Annotated in this window: 14 protein-coding genes and 1 other annotated feature; of the genes, 7 read left to right on the top strand and 7 right to left on the bottom strand. The window is 32.0% G+C overall.

Features of this window, described 5'->3' with window-relative positions; genetic code table 11:
* The first annotated feature begins 108 nt into the window (after positions 1-108).
* Complete coding sequence (locus BUA82_RS12560; protein ID WP_073008683.1) at positions 109-8,733, top strand: glycoside hydrolase family 94 protein; 8,625 nt, start codon at positions 109-111, stop codon at positions 8,731-8,733.
* A gap of 92 nt (positions 8,734-8,825) precedes the next feature.
* On the opposite strand, the gene BUA82_RS12555 is transcribed toward BUA82_RS12560, so the two are convergent.
* Positions 8,826-9,026 carry a hypothetical protein gene (locus BUA82_RS12555; RefSeq protein ID WP_073008681.1) on the bottom strand — a complete coding sequence of 67 codons (201 nt, stop codon included), beginning with the start codon at positions 9,024-9,026 and terminating at the stop codon, positions 8,826-8,828.
* Between the two features lie 175 nt (positions 9,027-9,201).
* On the opposite strand from BUA82_RS12555, the gene BUA82_RS12550 reads away from it, so the two are divergent.
* A complete protein-coding gene (locus BUA82_RS12550) occupies positions 9,202-9,579 on the top strand; it encodes a desulfoferrodoxin (protein ID WP_073008678.1) in 378 nt (125 codons plus the stop codon).
* Positions 9,580-9,652: 73 nt separating this feature from the next.
* Here BUA82_RS12550 and BUA82_RS12545 read toward each other — a convergent pair whose 3' ends face one another.
* Both BUA82_RS12545 and BUA82_RS12540 read right to left on the bottom strand, forming a co-directional pair.
* Positions 9,653-10,084 carry a hypothetical protein gene (locus tag BUA82_RS12545; RefSeq protein WP_143148625.1) on the bottom strand — a complete coding sequence of 144 codons (432 nt, stop codon included), beginning with the start codon at positions 10,082-10,084 and terminating at the stop codon, positions 9,653-9,655.
* Between the two features lie 139 nt (positions 10,085-10,223).
* Positions 10,224-11,816 carry a peptide chain release factor 3 gene (locus BUA82_RS12540; RefSeq protein WP_073008676.1) on the bottom strand — a complete coding sequence of 531 codons (1,593 nt, stop codon included), beginning with the start codon at positions 11,814-11,816 and terminating at the stop codon, positions 10,224-10,226.
* Positions 11,817-12,157: 341 nt separating this feature from the next.
* On the opposite strand from BUA82_RS12540, the gene yidA reads away from it, so the two are divergent.
* Positions 12,158-12,961, top strand: a complete 804-nt coding sequence (yidA, locus tag BUA82_RS12535; RefSeq protein ID WP_073008674.1) for a sugar-phosphatase — start codon at positions 12,158-12,160, stop codon at positions 12,959-12,961.
* A gap of 187 nt (positions 12,962-13,148) precedes the next feature.
* On the opposite strand, the gene trpS is transcribed toward yidA, so the two are convergent.
* Positions 13,149-14,147, bottom strand: a complete 999-nt coding sequence (gene trpS, locus BUA82_RS12530) for a tryptophan--tRNA ligase (RefSeq protein WP_073008671.1) — start codon at positions 14,145-14,147, stop codon at positions 13,149-13,151.
* A 48-nt stretch (positions 14,148-14,195) separates the two neighbouring features.
* Positions 14,196-14,423 (bottom strand) — a binding site (T-box leader).
* Positions 14,424-14,481: 58 nt separating this feature from the next.
* Positions 14,482-14,634, bottom strand: a complete 153-nt coding sequence (locus tag BUA82_RS20495) for a lmo0937 family membrane protein (protein ID WP_143148624.1) — start codon at positions 14,632-14,634, stop codon at positions 14,482-14,484.
* A gap of 165 nt (positions 14,635-14,799) precedes the next feature.
* Here BUA82_RS20495 and BUA82_RS12525 point away from each other — a divergent pair, with 165 nt between their 5' ends.
* A complete protein-coding gene (locus tag BUA82_RS12525; RefSeq protein WP_073008668.1) occupies positions 14,800-15,330 on the top strand; it encodes an ECF transporter S component in 531 nt (176 codons plus the stop codon).
* Between the two features lie 71 nt (positions 15,331-15,401).
* On the opposite strand, the gene BUA82_RS12520 is transcribed toward BUA82_RS12525, so the two are convergent.
* Positions 15,402-15,566, bottom strand: coding sequence for a zinc-ribbon domain-containing protein (locus BUA82_RS12520; RefSeq protein ID WP_073008665.1), 165 nt, complete (start codon positions 15,564-15,566; stop codon positions 15,402-15,404).
* A gap of 176 nt (positions 15,567-15,742) precedes the next feature.
* The gene (locus BUA82_RS12515; RefSeq protein WP_073008662.1) at positions 15,743-16,840 is read right to left on the bottom strand and encodes a GerAB/ArcD/ProY family transporter; all 1,098 of its coding nucleotides are present in this window, start codon (positions 16,838-16,840) and stop codon (positions 15,743-15,745) included.
* 98 nt (positions 16,841-16,938) lie between these two features.
* On the opposite strand from BUA82_RS12515, the gene BUA82_RS12510 reads away from it, so the two are divergent.
* The 3 genes from BUA82_RS12510 to BUA82_RS12500 all read left to right on the top strand — a co-directional run bounded on the left by BUA82_RS12510 (position 16,939) and on the right by BUA82_RS12500 (position 20,176).
* Positions 16,939-18,342, top strand: a complete 1,404-nt coding sequence (locus tag BUA82_RS12510; protein WP_073008659.1) for a spore germination protein — start codon at positions 16,939-16,941, stop codon at positions 18,340-18,342.
* The gene (locus tag BUA82_RS12505; protein WP_073008656.1) at positions 18,335-19,453 is read left to right on the top strand and encodes a Ger(x)C family spore germination protein; all 1,119 of its coding nucleotides are present in this window, start codon (positions 18,335-18,337) and stop codon (positions 19,451-19,453) included. The genes BUA82_RS12510 and BUA82_RS12505 overlap by 8 nt, the downstream gene beginning before the upstream one ends.
* A gap of 231 nt (positions 19,454-19,684) precedes the next feature.
* Positions 19,685-20,176: a YajQ family cyclic di-GMP-binding protein gene (locus BUA82_RS12500; protein WP_073008653.1), complete on the top strand. Its 492-nt coding sequence runs from the start codon at positions 19,685-19,687 to the stop codon at positions 20,174-20,176.
* Positions 20,177-20,222 lie beyond the last annotated feature (46 nt).

Raw genomic sequence — 20,222 nt, 5'->3', positions numbered from 1 at the left:
TTGTTGATTTTCTCTATAACTAATAATAATGGTATAACTTTCATATACTCGGGAAAAACTAAATAAGCATTTCTTTTGTCACTAAATTTGTGAAGGAGATTGGGTATAATGATAAAAAGCAGGATAAAATGCACAAAGGTACTTCTGAATAATATGGAAGATGGTTATAGAGAAATAATTAAAAATTATGAATATATAAATTCATTAGTTAGTAGTAACAATGAAATAATACATTCTTGTCAATGGCTATTAGATAATATTTACCTCATTGAAAAAGAATATAAAATGGTTAAAGCTAATCTCCCATTAAAATATTGTGCTGACCTACCACTAAACACAGAGAAGGATCTATGTGTTCCTAGGATATATACTTTAGCACAAGGGTTCATAAACACCTATGAAGGAATAGTAAAAAATGATAATGCAAGAAAATATATTACCACCTTAAAGGAAGAATATGATTTTACTATGGGAGAATTATGGGCTTTTCCCCTTATGCTGAGGGTTGTACTTTTAGAGTATATTTCGGGAATAACCCATGAAATGAGCTTTATAGTAAGAGAAAAGAAAAAAGCAAATTTATTTTGTGAAAAAATAATAAATGCCTATGTTAAAAGTGATTATAAAGAAACTTTAAATAAATATATATCAGAAAATAAAAAAGCAACTAATCCCTTTATAGAAAGAACTATTAAGGTTTTAAGGGACAATGCATTAGAAAAGGAAGAAATTATAAAGTGGCTTTCCCTTTCATTGCCAAAGGGTAATGAAAGCATTGAAAATGCTATAAAAGAGCAGTATTTAAAAGAAGGAAAACTTCAAAGGATAATGGGAAACAGTATAACATCTTTAAGAAGCATAGATGCCATAGATTGGAAGAGCTTTTTTGAGTCTATTAGCGATGTAGAAGAAATACTATCAAAAGACCCTAGCGGCATATATAAAAAAATGGATTTTGATACTAGAGATAATTATAGACACAATATTGAAGTTATTTCAAAAAATTCAGGAATATCAGAAAAAAATATAGCTATGGAAGTGTTATCCCTTGCAAATAATGCTATTTCTAGCCAGGCGGAATTTTATAAGCAGCATGTAGGATATTATATCTTAGATGCGGGAAAGAATGATTTAAAGAAAAAATTAAGGTATAAACCTAAAGGCTTAGAAGGGGTTAAAGAAAGCATTAAGAAAAAGCCCTATCTTTATTATTTTGGATTAATGGCTTTATTTATTATCTTTCTAGAAGCTATAGTTATTACTAGTTATTTTAGGGCTTTAGGATATATATCTTTTAACAAATTAATATGGGGAATTATCATTTCAATAATACCAATTTCTGAAGTGGTAATAGCTATATTAAATTGGAGCGTAACTAATATAATAACTCCCAGTGAAATACCAAAGTTGAAATTAGAAAAAGGATTAACTGAAGATATAAGCACTATAGTGGTTATACCTGCCCTTATAAATAGTGTAGAGAGATTAAGGTCTTTAATAGATGATATGGAAGTTTATTATCTGGCCAATAGAGAAGAAAATTTATATTTTGCTATATTAGGTGACTTTAAAGATGCATATAGTGAAAATGAAGCTGAAGATGAAAAAATAGTAAAAGAGGCACTAAAAGAGGTTAAGGAATTAAATAATAAGTACTGCAAAAAAGGAAATGAAATATTTTTCTTTTTTAACAGACAGCGTAAATTTAATGAAAGCATGGGATATTATCTAGGGTGGGAAAGAAAAAGAGGAAAATTAGTAGAATTTATGAAACTTATTCGAGGTAGTAAAAAAACCAGCTTTAATGTTATAAGCAGCGATATCTCCAAATTAAGAAAAGTTAAATATTTAATAACTCTAGATGCTGATACTAAGTTACCGAGAGATACTGTGAGAAGACTGGTAGGAGCTATGAGTCATCCCTTAAACATCCCTGTACTAGATAATAATAATGAAATAGTAATAAGAGGCTATGGCATAATGCAGCCGCGTATATCCGTTAGTATATCAGCTTCTGAAAAAACCAACTTTTCACGTATTTTTTCCGGAGAAACGGGTATGGATTTATATACTACAGCTGTTTCAGATGCTTATCAGGATATATTTGGAGAGGGTATATTTACCGGTAAGGGCATCATTGATATAGACACTTTCTATAATGTATTAAAAGATGAGATTCCTAAAAATAGTGTGTTAAGCCATGATTTGTTAGAAGGTTGCTATGCCAGAGCTGCTTTGGTTACAGACATAAATTTGGTAGATGGATATCCTTCACATTATAAATCCAGTTCCTTACGTCTTCACAGATGGGTAAGGGGAGATTGGCAGCTTATACCCTGGTTAAAATCAAAAAAAATAAGTAAGCTCTCAAAATGGAAGATCATAGATAATCTAAGAAGAAGTCTTTTGACACCTTCGGTGGTTTTATTAATTTTACTGCAATTTTCTTTATTGAGTGGGGGACAGCAGTGGTTAGCCCTTGCTTTTCTCTCTATAGGAATACCTATATTATTTGATGTTTCTGAAGTAGTGGTTACACCTAAAAAAGGAATTGGTTTAAATGGGACACTATCTAGTTCAAAAATGGTATGGCAACAGATATTTTTTATTTTTTCATTTATTCCTCATCAAGCTTTGTTAATGTTAGATGCTATTTTTAGAACCTTATATAGAACCTTTATAAGCAAGAAGAATATGTTGCAGTGGCAAACCGCTGCAGATGCTGAAGCTACAGCAGGAAAAACTTTAATAAGCTACATTAAGACTATGTACTTAGCATCAATTATATCCTTAGTGGTAGGATTGTTAGCTTTTAATTATTCCTTATCTTTGGGATGGCTTATGACACCTATATGCGTAATATGGTTTATTTCACCTTTAAGTGCTTACATAATAGGACTAGAGCTTCCTAAAGAAAAAGAAGATATAAGCAAAAAGGATGAAGTTTTTATAAGAGAGATAAGCAGAAGAACTTGGTGCTATTATGAAGATTTTGTAAATAAAGAAAATAATTATTTAGCTCCGGACAATTATCAAGAAGATCCAGAAAAAGGCATAGCCTATCGTACTTCACCTACCAATGTAGCTATGGGCTTAATTACCAATATAACAGCTTATGATATGGGGTTTATTGGAATTAACTCAGTGCTAGACAGGTTAAATAAAGGGATTGAAAGCATAAATAAGCTGGAAAAATATCATGGACATTTATATAACTGGTATGATACAAAATCCTTGAAACCGCTTTGGCCCAGGTATATATCTACGGTAGATAGCGGCAATCTAGTAGGCTATTATTGGGTTATTATGGAATCATTAAAGGAATATAAGAGTAACCCAATAATTAGAGAGAAATATATTAAGGGATTAGTTGAAACCTTATGCCTAGCAGAAGCAGAAGATAATAATAGGGTGTTATATAAAGAGTTAATGAAGGAGATATCAAATAAAAGCTATGATATATATGGTTACAATGAGTTGTTACACCGTATATGGAGTATGGCTGTAAACTATGAGAAAGAAAATAAAGACGGAGAGTATTATTGGAACTCCAAAGTGAAATATGATGTTTCTACAAGAATAAAAGAAATACAAATATTATTTCCTTGGCTTGAACTTTCTAGCATTGAGGTTAAGGATGCTGAAATAACTAATGCTTTAAATGAATGTATTTTTAAAGTGCCCATAAAGGAACTGCCAGCTAAGTTAAATACTATATTAGTTTCCTTAAGCGATAATGTAAATATAAGTGAGGAGTTTTTAAAGCTTTTATCAGATAGCATCAATAATTTCTTAAAGCTAATAAGAATGTTAGATTCTTTAAATAATAAGTTAGAAAAACTATCAGAAGACACTGATTTTACTATTCTTTACAATGATGAAGTTAAACTATTTTCTATAGGATATGATGTGGAAAATGATTCGTTAGGTAGTAGTTATTATGATTTAATGGCTTCAGAGGCTAGAGCTGCAAGTTTTATTGCCATAGCTAAGGGAGATGTATCCACTGAACATTGGTTTAAATTAGGAAGAGCCATGGCATCGTTATATGGAAGGAAAAGCTTAGTGTCTTGGAGCGGAACTATGTTTGAATATTTTATGCCCCTTTTAATAATGAAAGCCTACCCTAAAACTTTATTAAACCAAACCTATTACTCAGTTTTACATATTCAAAAAAAGTATTCCAAGTTAAAGAAAATTCCTTGGGGAATATCAGAATCAGCCTTTTACCACTTTGATGGGGCTTTAAATTATCAATATAAAGCTTTTGGAGTACCTGATGTAGGTTTAAAGAGGGGGTTAGGTGATGAACTAGTAGTATCAACTTATTCCGTTGCATTAGCATTAATGATTGATAGCAAAGATTCCATAAAAGCTATGAAAAATTTTGTATCCATGGGTATGCTAGGGAGATATGGATTTTATGAATCCATAGATTATACCAAAGATAGAGTACCCAAAGGGAAAAGTTATGCCATAGTAAAAAACTACATGGTACACCATCAAGGGATGATGCTAATGGCTTTTAACAATGTTTTATGCAATGATATTTTATCTGATAGATTTCATAGACTGCCAGAGGTAAAGGCTACAGAAGAATTGCTACAAGAAAAAGTACCTAAAGCGGTAATATATGATAGAAAAAGTGAAATACAAATACCTAAGTCTGACATAGAAGAGCAAAATATATTTATAAGAGAATATGTTACCCCCTATAGTGAAGTACCAGAAGTGCAAATTTTATCTAATGGGAGTTATTCTTTAATGATTACCAATAGCGGCAGCGGGTATAGTAAAATTGACAATATGGCTTTATATAGATGGAGAGAAGATGTTACTTTGGATTCTTCTGGCATGTTCTTTTTTATTAAGAATATAAATTCTAATGAATATTGGAGTGCTGCTTATGAACCTTGCAAAAATTCAGGAGATAAATATCAAGTGAATTTTTCACTAGATAAAGCCGTGTTCAAGAGAAATGATGGTAATATTGAAACTAAGACCGAGATTGTTGTTTCCCCGGATTTTAATGCGGAAATAAGAAAAATAACCCTTACTAATCATAGTAATTTTACTAGAGATTTAGAGGTTACAAGCTACATGGAGGTCGTTTTAACAGAGTATAATGCCGATTTAGTTCACCCTGCCTTTAGTAACTTATTTATTACTACTGAATTTGATGAAGAGCATAAGTGCCTTTTAGCTAGCAGAAGACCAAGGGCTAAATCCCAGCATAAACCCTACGCAGTGCATTTTATTTTGGAGGATGTAGGAAAATCTGAAAATATACAATATGAAACAGCAAGAGCAAATTTTATTGGTAGAAATAGAGATATAACAAACCCTGTGGTTATGGATAGTGAAACACCACTGGAAAATAGAGTAGGAATAGTACTAGATCCTATTTTTAGCCTTCGTAAGAGAGTAAATATAATGCCTGGGGAATATGTAACCATTAGCTTTGTTACAGCCTGCGCAGCTTCTAGAGAAGAAGCTTTAAACATAGTGAAACATTTTAAAGGATATAATTATTTGGAAAGAGTATTTGAAGAGGCTATGAATGAAGTTCAGTGGGAATTGAAGGCGTTGGGTATAAAATCTGCACAGGCTAATTTTTATCAAAGAGTAGCTAATAATATTATATTCCCATCAAATTTCAAGCACCGGGAAAAATTTATAAAAAGCATTAACAAATACCAAAAGGACCTTTGGCCTTATGGAATATCTGGAGACTTGCCAATATTACTTGTGATAGTGGAAGAGGAAAAAGATTTAGATATGGTAAGACAGGTTTTACTTATGTATAAATATTGGCAGCTAAAAGGGCTTGTGGTAGATTTAATTATTTACAATAAGCAAGATACATCCTACACCCAGCCCCTTCAAAATTCAATATCTCAATTAGTTAATGTATCAGAACAAGATAAGAAAGGTAATTATAAAGGAAGTATATATATCCATAGCAAATCTACCATGAGTGAAGAGATATTAAGCTTTTTAAAGGGGATATCCAAGGTAGTTATTGAAAGTTCTAAAGGCTCTCTAATAGAACAGTTAGATAATAGTATTGATGATAGTAAATATAGAGATATTTTAGAAATAAATAATAATTTTGATTCTAAGAAAATAGTGAGTTATATAAGGCATAAAGAATTACAAGGCAATAAGCTAATATCTGAATATAAAATAAAGTATAAAGATAAGAGTACAAAAGATAAAAGTGTAGAGAGTTTTTATAAAAATTTAAAATATAACTATGAATTAGCCGAGGAAATAGCATATTCCAATATTTCTAAACCTTCAAAGGAGAAAGCAAAGGAAGATTTAAATTACCCTGTAGATAAATTATTATATTATAACGGCTATGGAGGTTTTAATAGTAAAAGCAACAGCTATATAATAGTGTTAAATGAAGAAAAAAACACTCCAGCGCCTTGGATTAATGTTATTTCCAACAAAAACTTCGGTTTTCACATATCAGAATCTGGAAGCAGTTATAGTTGGTGTGGTAACTCAAGAGAAAATAAAATAACTCCATGGAATAATGATGCTGTCAGCGATTTATCTGGAGAGGTTATGTATATTAGAGATGAAGATACCGGTGAGTTTTGGACCTTAACTCCAAAGCCTGTAAGAGAAGACAATAACTACATTATTGAACATGGATATGGGTATAGTAGTTTTATTCATAACTCTCATGGTATTGAAGGGGAAATGACATGTTTTGTGCCTTTAGATAAAGAGCTTAAAATTATAAAGGTAAACTTAAAAAACTCCTCTTCCAATACAAGAAATATAAGTGTTTTTTATTATGCACAGTTAGTTTTAGGTGTATCGCCACAACAGACTTCTCAATATATAAGTACCCATGTATATGGAGATGGAGAGTTTGTTTATGGCATAAATCCATATAGTGAGTCCTTTGGCAGGCTTAAAGCTTTTCTGAAGATTATTGGTGGTGAAAATAGCACTTTTACAGGTAACAGAAAAGAATTTTTAGGAAGAGGGGGGCATATAAGTTATCCCTTAGCTCTAAAGTCTAAAACTTTATCCAATATCACCGGTGCAGGAATGGATCCTTGCCTAGCTGAGCACACTTTTATAACTATAAATCCAGGTGAAACAAAAGAGATTAGCATAATACTTGGTGATATGGAAAATTTACAACAAATAAGCACTTTAATAAATAGTTATAATAATAAAGAAATTGTTTATGAAGAACTCACCAAGGTTAAGAATTACTGGAGTAATCTATTAGGAACCATTAAAGTTAAAACTCCAGATAAAAGTATGGATTTACTTTTAAATGGATGGCTGATATATCAAAACTTAAGTTGTAGATATTGGGCTAGGAGTGCTTTTTATCAAAGTGGAGGAGCCTATGGTTTTAGAGATCAGCTTCAAGATACCTTGGCTTTAGGAATGTTGGATGCTAACTTTACAAAAAATCAGATACTAAAGAGTGCATCTAGACAATTTATAGAAGGAGATGTCCAGCATTGGTGGCACCCTGTAGTTAATAGCGGTATTAGAACCAGATTTAGCGATGACCTATTATGGCTTCCTTATGTTACTGCGGAATATATAAACTCCACAGGAGACTATTCTATACTCTTTGAAGAAGCGCCTTATCTTAGAGATAATCCTTTGCAGGAAGGGGAAGACGAAAGATATAATATAGTACCAGAATCTAAGGAAAAGGGAAGCATATATGAACATTGCATAAAAGCTATAAAGAAAGCATTGAAATTTGGAGAGCATAATATACCTCTCATGGGCAGCGGAGATTGGAACGATGGTATGAGCACTGTGGGGAATAAGGGGAAAGGTGAAAGTATATGGCTAGGATGGTTTTTATATGACATTCTCAATAAGTTTCAGCCAATTTGTTCCTTTGTAAAGGATAATGAGATGGTAGTAGAGTTTAAAGATAGTATGAATTTCATAAGAGAAAACATAGAAAAGCATGGATGGGACGGAGGATGGTACAGAAGGGCATATTTTGATAACGGTACACCTCTAGGTTCTATGGAAAATAGTGAGTGCAAAATTGATTCTTTAGCTCAAAGCTGGGCAGCTATATCCGGAGCAGGTAAAATAAGCAGGGTTAAACAAGCTATGGAGGCTGTAGAAAAGTACCTAGTAAAAGAAGATAAAGAAATAATATTGCTACTAGCCCCTCCCTTTAACAATTCTCAGTTAGAACCAGGATACATTAAGGGATATGTGCCTGGAGTAAGAGAAAATGGAGGGCAGTATACCCATGCAGCGGTGTGGTGCATCATGGCCTTTACCCTGCTAGGGGAAAATAATAAGGCCTGGAAATATTTTAACATGATCAATCCTATAAATCACTCTTCCACTTCCTTAGAAGCTAAGACCTACAAGGTAGAGCCTTATGTAATGGCTGCGGATGTATATTTAAAGGAACCCTTTAGCGGCAGAGGAGGTTGGAGCTGGTACACAGGGGCAGCAGGATGGATGTATAAAGTTGGAGTTCAAAATATATTGGGATTTAAAATTATTCAGGGAAAGGGATTTGTAATAGAACCTTGCATACCTGATAATTGGAATGGATATGAAATAGAGTATACCAGGGATAATGTTAAATATTATATTAAAGTAATAAGGGATAACAAGGAGCTATTAACAATGGATGGAGAAGTATTGAAGGAGAAGCTTATACCATTTAAACCTAAAGGTGAACATTATGTAGAAGTAAGGTTTCAATAATACAGTTAATAAAAGGTGTATAAATCAAATTATTTAATAAAAAAATAAGTATGCTTCAGGCATACTTATTTTTCATCATAATATTTAGAATCTTAATCTTTATAAAGATTCTTATCGGTGTAATCAAACTCTTGGTTAGCAATGTTATTAGATACTATATTATCTCTTACAGGATCAGGTAACTCTGTATAATCTTCACCAGTAGGTGAATAGGATTTTATGGTTTTTGGAGTTGCTTCTGCTTGTTCTCTTTCATCAGGTAAATAAGGTTTTTTATTAGAAATTTTTTTCATTAAAAATCGCCTCCTTATTTCTTAGTATGTTTCAATAATAAGAAATAATTATTGTAGTGGTGTGGAAAATTAATTAATAATGTGTAAATAATTGATAATTCGGTGAATATTATAAGTTTTTTTACTATTTTGGTATATAATTATTATGTAGACAATAAAATTAAGGAGGTTCATTATGACTAAGGTATTACAAGTGTATAAGTGTATGGTATGCGGGAATATTGTAGAGGTGCTTTATAGTGGTGGTGGCACCCTTGTTTGCTGTAACCAACCAATGAAACTAATGGAAGAAAACACAGTAGATGCAGCTTTAGAAAAACATGTTCCAGTGGTAGAAAGAATTGATGATCAGGTACACGTTAAAGTTGGAAGTGTGACCCATCCTATGACTGAAGAACATTATATTCAATGGATTGAAGTAATAACAGAAGATAAGGTATATAGAAAAGATTTAAAACCAGGAGATGTTCCAGAAGCTATCTTCCACATAGATGGAGATATTATTTCTGTAAGAGAATACTGTAACCTTCACGGACTATGGAAAAATAAATAATAATTTTAAATTTTCAATTAAGAAAGTCTGAGCGTTAGCGGTTTTTCATCGCTAATGCTCAGACTTTTTTTAGTTATATGCAGAAAAAAGAATCTATACTTCTAAGATCTAAGCCAAAGTAAACCCAACGGCCTCTTCTCCAACGGAATCCAGCAATGGAGCGCCTTCCAGCTTTTACAAGATAAGCCCAGTAAGCCCGGCCATTAGTCTGCCATATATAAGTAAACTTAAATAGGCAAAAGTTGATCTGTCCAGGATCTATGGCTTTAGGTGAAATTCCACCTCCACCAGACTTGGCCATGCTTTTTTGAGGAACAGTGGAAGGAGGTGGCCCAGGTGGATAAAGCTGTCTGGAGTCTCTAAAGCCGTATTCATAAGGAGAATAAAAAGGATTATTATAATTAGCATCAGGCATTTCTACTTCAAATTCTCCGTATTCATCTATTTCTTCGTAATCCATTCTATCTTCATCTGTAGGAAAGTTATTAAAGTCCCAATAATACATATATAAACCCTTCTAGTTTATTGTTTACAATTTATAATATGGAACAACAGATAAAAAGGTGAATGTTTCATTTCCATTAAAAATGGAGCATTATCTTAAAGACAATACTCCGTTAATATATAAGCTGATTTTAATATTTTTAATTAGTTTTTCCGATATCAGAAAGAATTAATTCTTTATTATGATCCAGGGCCCAATTGATTCCCCAATCGTTTTGGAATATTAATAAGTTTCTTTCTTTAAGATCCTTAACCTTCTTAGTGTCGGAAGTAAGATTTAATGAATCTATATCTATATTTTCATTTTCTATCCATCTTACATAACGATAAGGCATTCTATCCATTTTTATGTCAGCACCATATTCATGTTTTAACCTATATTCTAACACTTCAAATTGTAATACTCCTACCACTCCGACTATAAGTTCTTCCATACCAATAAACAATTCTTTAAATACTTGAATGGCACCTTCTTGAGCAATTTGAGTTATTCCTTTTACAAATTGCTTCCTTTTCATGGTATCCATAGGTCTTACCCTGGCAAAATGCTCTGGTGCAAAGGTAGGAATGCCATCAAATTCAAATTTGTTGGAAGGGGAACATAGGGTATCACCTATCCTAAATATACCCGGATCAAAAACCCCTATGATATCTCCTGCATATGCCTCTTCAACTATTTCTCTGTCTTGAGCTAGGAATTGTTGAGGCTGTGAAAGTTTAACCTTTCCTTTACCTTGAGTATGATATACTTCCATCCCCTTTGTAAATTTACCCGATACTATTCTCATAAATGCTATTCTATCTCGGTGAGCAGGATTCATATTAGCTTGAATTTTAAATATAAAAGCAGAAAAATCATCGTTTATAGGATTTATTTCTCCTATGCTGGAATCTCTTGAAAGAGGCTCAGAGGTGCTATCAAGGAAGCCTTGTAAAAAAGCTTCTACACCAAAGTTAGTTAACGCACTTCCAAAGAAAACAGGAGTAAGCTCTCCCTTTCTTACTTTCTCTATATCAAAGTCATCTCCTGCTATATCTAATAACTCTATATCTTCCATTAGTTTATTATGTAAGGAATCTCCAAGAAGATCATTAAACACAGGATCGGAAATGTCACCATGCACAGAGGATACTGCTGTCTGACCATGATTTCCACCATTAAATACCTGAATAGTATGATCTTTCCTTTCATAGACTCCTTTAAAATCGGCACCTGATCCTATAGGCCAGTTAATAGGGTAAGACTTAATGCCTAACTCATTTTCTATATCTTCTAATAGTTCAAAGGGGTCACGAGTTTCTCTATCCATTTTATTAATAAAAGTGAATATAGGAATACCTCTTAATGAGCAAACATGAAATAACTTTTTAGTTTGCTCTTCCACTCCTCTAGCTCCATCTATAACCATTACAGCGCTATCCGCAGCCATAAGTGTCCTATAGGTATCTTCACTAAAGTCTTGGTGACCTGGAGTATCTAGTATATTAATGCAGTAATTATTATAATTAAACTGCATAACAGAAGAAGTAACAGATATACCTCTCTGTTTTTCTATTTCCATCCAGTCAGAAACAGCATGTTTAGATGCTTTTCTAGCTTTAACAGAACCTGCTAATCTTATAGCACCTCCATATAGTAAAAGTTTTTCAGTTAAGGTGGTTTTACCAGCGTCAGGGTGGGAAATAATTGCAAATGTTCGTCTTCTTTCTATTTCATCTCTTAAATGTGCCACGATTTGCCTCCTAATTTTTATGCGGTTGTCCGCTATCTATTCCATCTATACTAAGTAAAAAATGTTCTTTCTTTATTATAAGCGATTATTTACAAACATAGTCATTATAACAATTTAAGGTGCTATTTTCAACTAAATTGATATACTTCCTATAATTAATAATTTGAATATAAAGGCTTTCTTTATGTAATAATATTAATTGGGAATGGAAGTAATAGTGGGATGAAAACGATGTTGATACATAATATCTAAGTAAAATGAAATAGTTTTTTAAAATTAATAATGTAATAAATGCTATAATTTAATGTGAAATATTATAAATATTTAAACGGAGGAAAAACATGTATAAGCTTATTGCTATAGATATGGATGGAACACTTTTAAAAGAGGATAAAACCATATCTCGAGAAACTTTTGAAGCCATTGAAAAAGCCACAGATAAAGGTATTAAAGTAATTTTAGCTACCGGAAGACCTTTAGAAGGAATTAAGCCATACTTAAAGAAATTAAACCTAATGAAGGATAATGATTATGCCTTAGTGTTTAATGGAGCTTTAGTACAAAATACTTCCACAGATGAGATAATAGTAAGAAATACATTAAAAGGCAGCGATTATAAATATCTTTATGAAATAAGTAAAATTTTAAATGTTAATATACATGCATTTTCTAAAGAGGGATGTATTACTCCTAAATTAAGTAAATACACCGAAGTAGAAGGGAATATTAATAAGATTCCTATAACCATTAAGGCTGTGGAAGATGTAGATAATGATGAGTATATAATGAAAGTAATGATGATAGATGAGCCAGAAATATTAGACAAAGCCATAAATGCCTTACCAAAAGAGTTATATGAAAAGTACACCGTGGTGAGGAGCACCCCATACTTCCTAGAGTTCTTAAATAAGAGCAGCAATAAAGGAGAAGGGGTTAAAGCCTTGGCTAATGCCTTAAACATAAAACAAGAAGAAGTTATGTGCATAGGAGATGCAGGTAATGACTTACATATGCTAGAATATGCAGGGCTAGGAGTAGCTATGGGCAATGCCTATGAAGAAGCTAAAGAAGTAGCTGACTTTGTAACCAAAACAAATGAAGAGGATGGGGTAGCATATGCTATAACGAAGTTTGCACTTAAATAATTTAAAATTTAGAATTTAAAATGTAGAATGAAGGATGTTTTTCTGATGAAAAGAATCAGAAAAACTAAGAATTGTATAAAAAATGCCCAAAGGACTTGTCCTTTGGGCGTTTTTATAAACATAAATTAGAAGAAACTCCGTCGGGAGTTTCCACCTTCATTCTAAATTTTAAATTCTCAATTCCAAGTTATCTCTGAATCAGTCCTATTTTCTTTTGCATCTTTCTCAAAGTCTTCATGGACACGTAGTTGGCTTTTTCTGCGCCAGCTTTGTAGATGCTTTCTAGATAGTCTTTATTGGTTAGAAGCTCTGTTACTTTCTTTTGAACTGGTTCAAGTTCTGAAACAATGGCTTCTGCTACATCTCTTTTGAAGTCTGCATAGCCCTTACCTTTATAGAATTCCACTATTTCTTCAGGAGATAAGGATTTTATGGCGCTTAAAATATTAATAAGGTTTTTAACACCAGGTTGATCATCGGTATAGTTTACTTCACCAATGCTGTCTGTAACCGCTCTGCTAACTTTCTTTCTTATTACTTCAGGTGGATCCATAATGAGTATATAGCCATTAGGATTTTCTTCTGATTTTGACATCTTCTTTGAAGGGTCTTGAAGATCCATGATCTTTGCAGCAGAAGTGGAGATATATCCGTCAGGTATAGTAAAGGTTGGGCTATAAAGATTATTAAATCTTTCACCGATATCCCTAGCTAATTCTAAATGTTGCTTTTGATCTTTTCCTACAGGAACTAAGTCTGTATTATAAAGTAAAATATCTGCTGCCATCAATACAGGATAGTTAAATAATCCTGCACTTATTGAATCTCCCATATTTTTTGATTTGTCTTTATATTGTGTCATTCTGCTAAGCTCTCCCATATAGGTAGAACAGGTTAAAAGCCATGAAGCTTCACAATGAGCAGGTACATGAGATTGAATGAACATAGTGTTTTTCTTAGGCTCAATACCCGCAGCTATATATATTGAAAGTATCTCTAAAGTCCTTCGTCTTAAGTCTTTGGGCTCTTGCCTTACAGTTATTGCATGAAGATCTGCTACACAAAAGTAACAATCATACTCATCCTGGAGCTTAACCCAGTTTTTTATAGCACCTAGATAATTACCCAGGGTTAATTCGCCAGAAGGTTTAATTCCACTAAAAATAACTTTTTTTCTTTCTTCCATTTTATCAACTCCTATATTATTAATAATAAAAGCCCTATGGACAAAAATCCATAGGGCGTAGTTTACGCGGTACCACCTATATTCGAGAAAAATCTCCTCTTTAAAGATACAAACATATCAATCCCTTTTAACGTAAGGTGCACGTCATAAGCTACTGTTATTTCACTTATGCTCTCAGAGACCCATTCAGCTAAAGCATTGTTACTGTAATTTCACCATATACAGCTCTCTTTAAACTTGTGTTAAAGCTTACTTGCTTCTCATCAACGATGTAAATATTTACTTATATATATGATATTCCTTAATGTATTTTATGTCAAGGATATGATTTTAGTTAGCTTTTTCTTCTTCCAAAAATAAAATCTATTAGGAAAACCAAAGCGGCTATAACCAGGAGAACATTTATAAAGGCTCCTCCTATTTTAAAAATTAATCCTATTAACCAAAACACAATAACTATTCCGCCCAACCATCTTAAAAATCCCATAATTATACCTCCATATAATTTATTTGTTACCTTAGTATTTCCTTAATATAGATAATCAATTCATAAAAAATTGTCTTTGAGTTTTTAGGTAAAAATAATATAATTATAATGAAAGCAAAATTGTAAGTTAATTATATTAATATAAAACTGGGGGCTTATAAAACAATGAAAAAGACTAAAAGTTTAGTTCAAGTTTCACTTATGGCGGCAATTGTATTTTTAGCAGCTTATATTATTCATGTGCCTACTGCTGGAGGAGTTATTCATTTGGGAGATTGCATGGTTTTTGTAGCAGCAGCTCTTTTAGGGAAAAGAAAAGGAGCAGCAGCTTCTGCGATAGGCATGGCTCTTTTTGATTTAATGAGTGGGTATGCCATTTGGGCACCTTTTTCTTTTGTAATAAAAGGGGTAATGGCATATGTAGCAGCAACTATTATAGAGAAGAATACATCAAATAGTGTAAAAACTCAAATCCTGGCATTTCTTCTGTCTAGTGTATGGATGGTAACAGCTTATTATTTTTCTCAAGTACTAATAGGAACCTTATTAACAGGTGAGTTTGTTAGTTCATACGCGGCCTTTGTTTATGCACTAAAAGATGTGCCTACAAATATATTTCAAGTTGTCTCTGGTGTAGTTATATCTATTCCACTTATAAAGGCTATTGAAAAAAAATTTGTGTTAAATAATAAATAATAAGTAAGAAGTAATAGGTAAAAATAAGAGGTAATAAGTAATAAAACCTGCGGGAAACCGCAGGTTGTTAATTATCTTCTTTCTCTTTGATTCTTTTGAACTTTTCTAGCTTTTCTGCACTCAGGGCATCTAACTGGATCGTTTTCAAAGCCTTTTTCCTTGTAGAATTCTTGTTCTCCTACAGTAAAAATAAATTCTTTTCCGCAGTCTTTACAGGTTATTTTCTTGTCTTCCATGGTTTTAAATACCTCCTTAAATATAGGGATAATTTTACTGATCAGTGTGGGCTTCCTATACCATAAGGAAGTACCGTGATTATAAAATTACCAACCGTTTGAAACTAATAAATTTACATATATATTATATCATATAGACCTATTTTATCAACCTATAAATTAGGATTAAATGGCAATTATACTTTGTTTTTAGAGCTACTTTTGCCACCTTTTTTTCCTCTTATACGCAGTAAAGTAAAGGTTATAAATGGTAAAATGATAAAACCTACTAGGGAAATATTAGCATAGTAATTTAGTAGTTTGAAAAGGGTAACATTATTTTTAGATAATAAAAATGATGCTATAAAAATGAAAAGAGATAAGATGTAAATCATAAATTTTCTATTATTGAAATAATTTTTATAAATTAATATAAAAGCATAAAGACAAAGTATGTATTTTATAAACCAGCTAGCTACAATTTGCAAAATAATGAATAGTTCGCTAAATTCTAGGTAACCACCATAATAAAAAAGCTGTGTCTGCACAGACCTAGGATAAAATATATTAGAGGTTCTTTCAGGACCAAAGGTAGCTAAAAGGCTGGTAATGGAGGCAATGGACATTAAGATTACTACAATTAAAGCTATAGCGACATATCTATTAACTTTTTGTTTTTCTCTTATTACAGTTAGATAAGGCAGGATTATGAATAACGAACCGAATAAACCTAGTAATTCAAGAGAACATTTCATTAATCCTGGTACTATACCTTGAGATAATATAGGTTTCAAATAATTATAGTGATTATACTTTATTCCTAATATTAAGATTATGACTCCTGTAATGTACACCATTACCACAGTAACTATTGTAGTTAAGATAATAGCTACTTCTCCTTTTTTTATAGGGTATATGGCAGGTACAATAAAAAATAATAATATGTACCATACAGGCGTTTCAATAAACACATTGGTATGTAAAGCACTAGCCTCTACAGTGGCGCACTCTACAGCAGTTATAAGTAACATTATAGAGTATAACAAAAGCATTATTTTGCCTATAATTTTGCCATAAGCTTTAGTATGTATTTCTTTTATATCATAGCAGTTAGTATTTTTTATGCCATTCATAACATATAAAGCAAAGAAAAAAAATATAAATGATGCAGCTAACATTCCTATCCAGCTATCCCTTCCCCCTAAGGTTACATAAACAGATGGATATGTTTCTAAAGATACTAGAGCAACACCCAATATCACGAAAAATAAATGTTTACTAGATAAAGTGTTCATTATATCATCCTCTTTCTACACAAATGTCCATTACTATTATTCTCAAAAATATGAATATTAAACCCTTATTAAGTTGATAATAAATTAGGGTGATTATAATGAATAAATTAGTAGATAATCTAAAAGAAACTTTTAAAGATAATTTTGATGTTAAATATAGGGATATAAAAACTGTTATAGGAGATGTTACCTTAGTATTTATAGATACTCTCTGCAGTACCATATTTATCAGCGATTACATAATAAAGCCTTTAGAAATCATGAATGAGGATATTAACAGCTTATTAGATGTTAAAGGCAAAGTGCTTAACATAAATATGGTAGATTGGGTGAAGGATACTAAGGATGCATACCTTCATTTATTGTCAGGGGACATATTAATAATTTCTGCAAAGGAGTCTAAGGTTTTATATTGCGAAGTTAAAGGATATGTAAGAAGAGGTGTGGGAATCCCACTTACAGAAGAGGTTATTAAAGGACCTAGGGAAGGATTCACTGAAGCTTTTGTAGATAATATAACTCTTATAAGAAGAAGAGTAAAAAACTCTAACTTAAAAGTAGAACCAATATATGCCGGGAGTAGTAGCAATACAGTAGTTTGTATAATGTATATTAAAGGAATTGCACCTGAAAAGTTAGTAGATAAAGTAAGGAAGGCAGTAAAGGATATAAATTCAAGTTTTGTGTTAGATACCAATTATATAGAAGAAAAACTTAAAAATAAATCTTCAGCTTTTGATACTACGGGTTATACGGAAAAAGCTGACACCGCCGTAGCTAGGATAATGGAAGGAAGGGTTGCTATAGTAGTGGATGGTACACCCTTTGTTGCCACAGTTCCACATTTTTTTGTGGAGAATTTTCAAACTGCAGATGATTATTATATAAACAAATACTTCAGCACTTTTACTAGGATAATTAGATGGATATCATTTTTTATAGCCATATTGTTACCCGGGTTTTATCTTGCGATATCTACCTACCATTTTTCTCTTATACCTTCATTGCTAATTTTTAGAATGGCGGTATCTAGAGCAGGAGTACCATTTCCAACCATAATAGAAGTTTTGCTTTTGATGTTCTTTTTTCAGCTTATTAAAGAGGCGGGATTAAGACTTCCTCAACCTATTGGTACAGCCATGAGTATAGTATCAGCACTTATACTGGGAGATGCTGCAGTAGGAGCGGGTCTTGCTTCAAGAACCACACTTATAGTAGTAGCTATAAGCACAGTATCTTATTTTCTTATACCAAAGCTGTATACGGCAGCTTCACTTTGGTCTTTAATTATATTAATATTTTCCTCCTTTTTAGGCCTGCCGGGTTTTTATATAGGACTAATGATGTTATTATCTCATTTATCTGCACTAGACAGCTGCGGTTATAATTATATATTCCCATTAGGAACTATAAAGAAATTTAGATTTAAAGATATATTTATTAGAGGAAATTTAGATGACATTTCTAAGGGGATATTTGTGGAGGATCATAACAATGAATAAGAAATTTAGATTTTCAATAATGGTATTAATAAGTATGACTATACTGTTTTCTGGCTGCTATAATTATAAAGATATAAACAGGGTAATATTTGTAACCAGCATGCTTATAGATTTAGATGAAAATAATAATATAGTCCTTTATACTGATACAATTAAACCTTATAGAAATACCAATGAAAGTTCAGAAAAGGGAATGAGAATAATTTTTAAAGGAGAAGGTAAATCCTTGTTTGAAGCAGAAAGAAATCTAAACCTTTCGTCTAGCTATATACTTAACTATACTCAAAATAAAGCTATAATTTTTTCTCAAAAAGCTGCAGAAGCTGGATTAGAAAATTATATGGACTTTTTAAATAGAGATCAAGAGCTAGTAGTAAGATCCTATTTATTCGTATACTATGGAGAGATAGACAGACTTATGAAGTTAGCCTCCAATGATGAAGAATATTTAGGTGCATTTCTAAATGAAGTTGTAAATAAAATGCAAACCTCACCTCGTACCATAAATCTTAATTTAAATGACTATTTGGTTACAAGCAAGCTAGGAGATGGGATTACTATAATGTCTGCTGTGGAAGTAAAAAAAGGAGTGCTTAGAGACAACTTAGAATTGGTGGGAGGAGCTGTTATAAATAAAGAAAAGCTTGTAGATAGGATGCAGATATCTCAAGGTTTAAGTTATAACTTTTTAATGAATAAAGTAAATAGAGGAACCTTAGAAGTAACCAACCCAGATGATAAAAAGAAGATTGTCACCTTAGAAATACTTAATGGAAAAACTAAAACAGACATTAAAGTGGAAAAAGATAAAGTAGAGCTTATAAAGACTGTGAAAATTCGTGCTAGTATAGGGGATGTTCAAGGTAAAATGGTGCTTTCAGAAGAAAATATTAAAAAGCTTCAAGAAAATGCAGAAAACAATATAAAAAAATATGGGACTATGCTCTTTGAGGAGTTTAAAGGTAAGGATTTAGATATATTTAATATTAAGAGAGAAATTGAAATGAAGTATCCTAATATAAATATAGATAGTCCTTTAAAAAAAGCAGAGTTGAAAATATATCCAGAAGTGGTTATTGAAGGCTCTAGTACAATACTTAATGCAAAATAGTGTTGTTATCTATTGATAAAGTAAGAGAAATATCTTAAACTGTAGATAGTTTAGGCATCGTAAAAAATAACTAGTTAAAGGTGCAAAGTATATTTTGCGTAAGACAAGGACACAAGTTCCATTAATAGTGAGGCTATTAGTGGGATCTGTGGACGCAGTATTACGCGAAATAGACGAGTAGACTGACTAGTTGTTTTTTTGGAGATGCCGTATATTAAGGAGGGAATAAAAATGGCAGCTACGTATTCCTTTGATGTAGTATCTCAGGTGGATATTCAGGAAGTAGATAATGCGGTTAATCAGGCTAAGAAAGAAATAAGCCAGAGATATGATTTTAAAAATAGTAAATCAGAAATAGAATTAGGAAAAGATGAGATTAAAATTATCTCTGATGATGAGTATAAGCTTGAAACAGTAATAGAAATTTTAAAGGCTAAGCTTATAAAGAGAGGAATTTCCCCAAAGGCACTAGAGTTTGGAAAAGTTGAAAAGGCAACACTTGGTACCGCAAGGGTTAACGCTAAGATTGTCAATGGAATTGCAAAGGATAAAGCAAAAGAAATAGTGAGTGAAATTAAAAATAGCAAGATAAAAGTTCAAGCTCAGATAATGGAAGATCAACTAAGGGTGACAGGAAAAGCTAAGGATGATCTTCAAGCAGTGATGAGTATGCTGAAAGAAAAGGATTTTAATATAGCGCTGCAATTTACAAATTATAGATAATCATAGTATAATAATAGTAAGAAAGTTACAGTATAACTTTAATTGT

Source organism: Clostridium amylolyticum, from assembly GCF_900142075.1.
Classification (GTDB): domain Bacteria; phylum Bacillota; class Clostridia; order Clostridiales; family Clostridiaceae; genus Clostridium_AA; species Clostridium_AA amylolyticum.
Note: the sequence above shows the minus strand (reverse complement) of the source record. Positions and strands in the feature narration are given on the sequence as shown.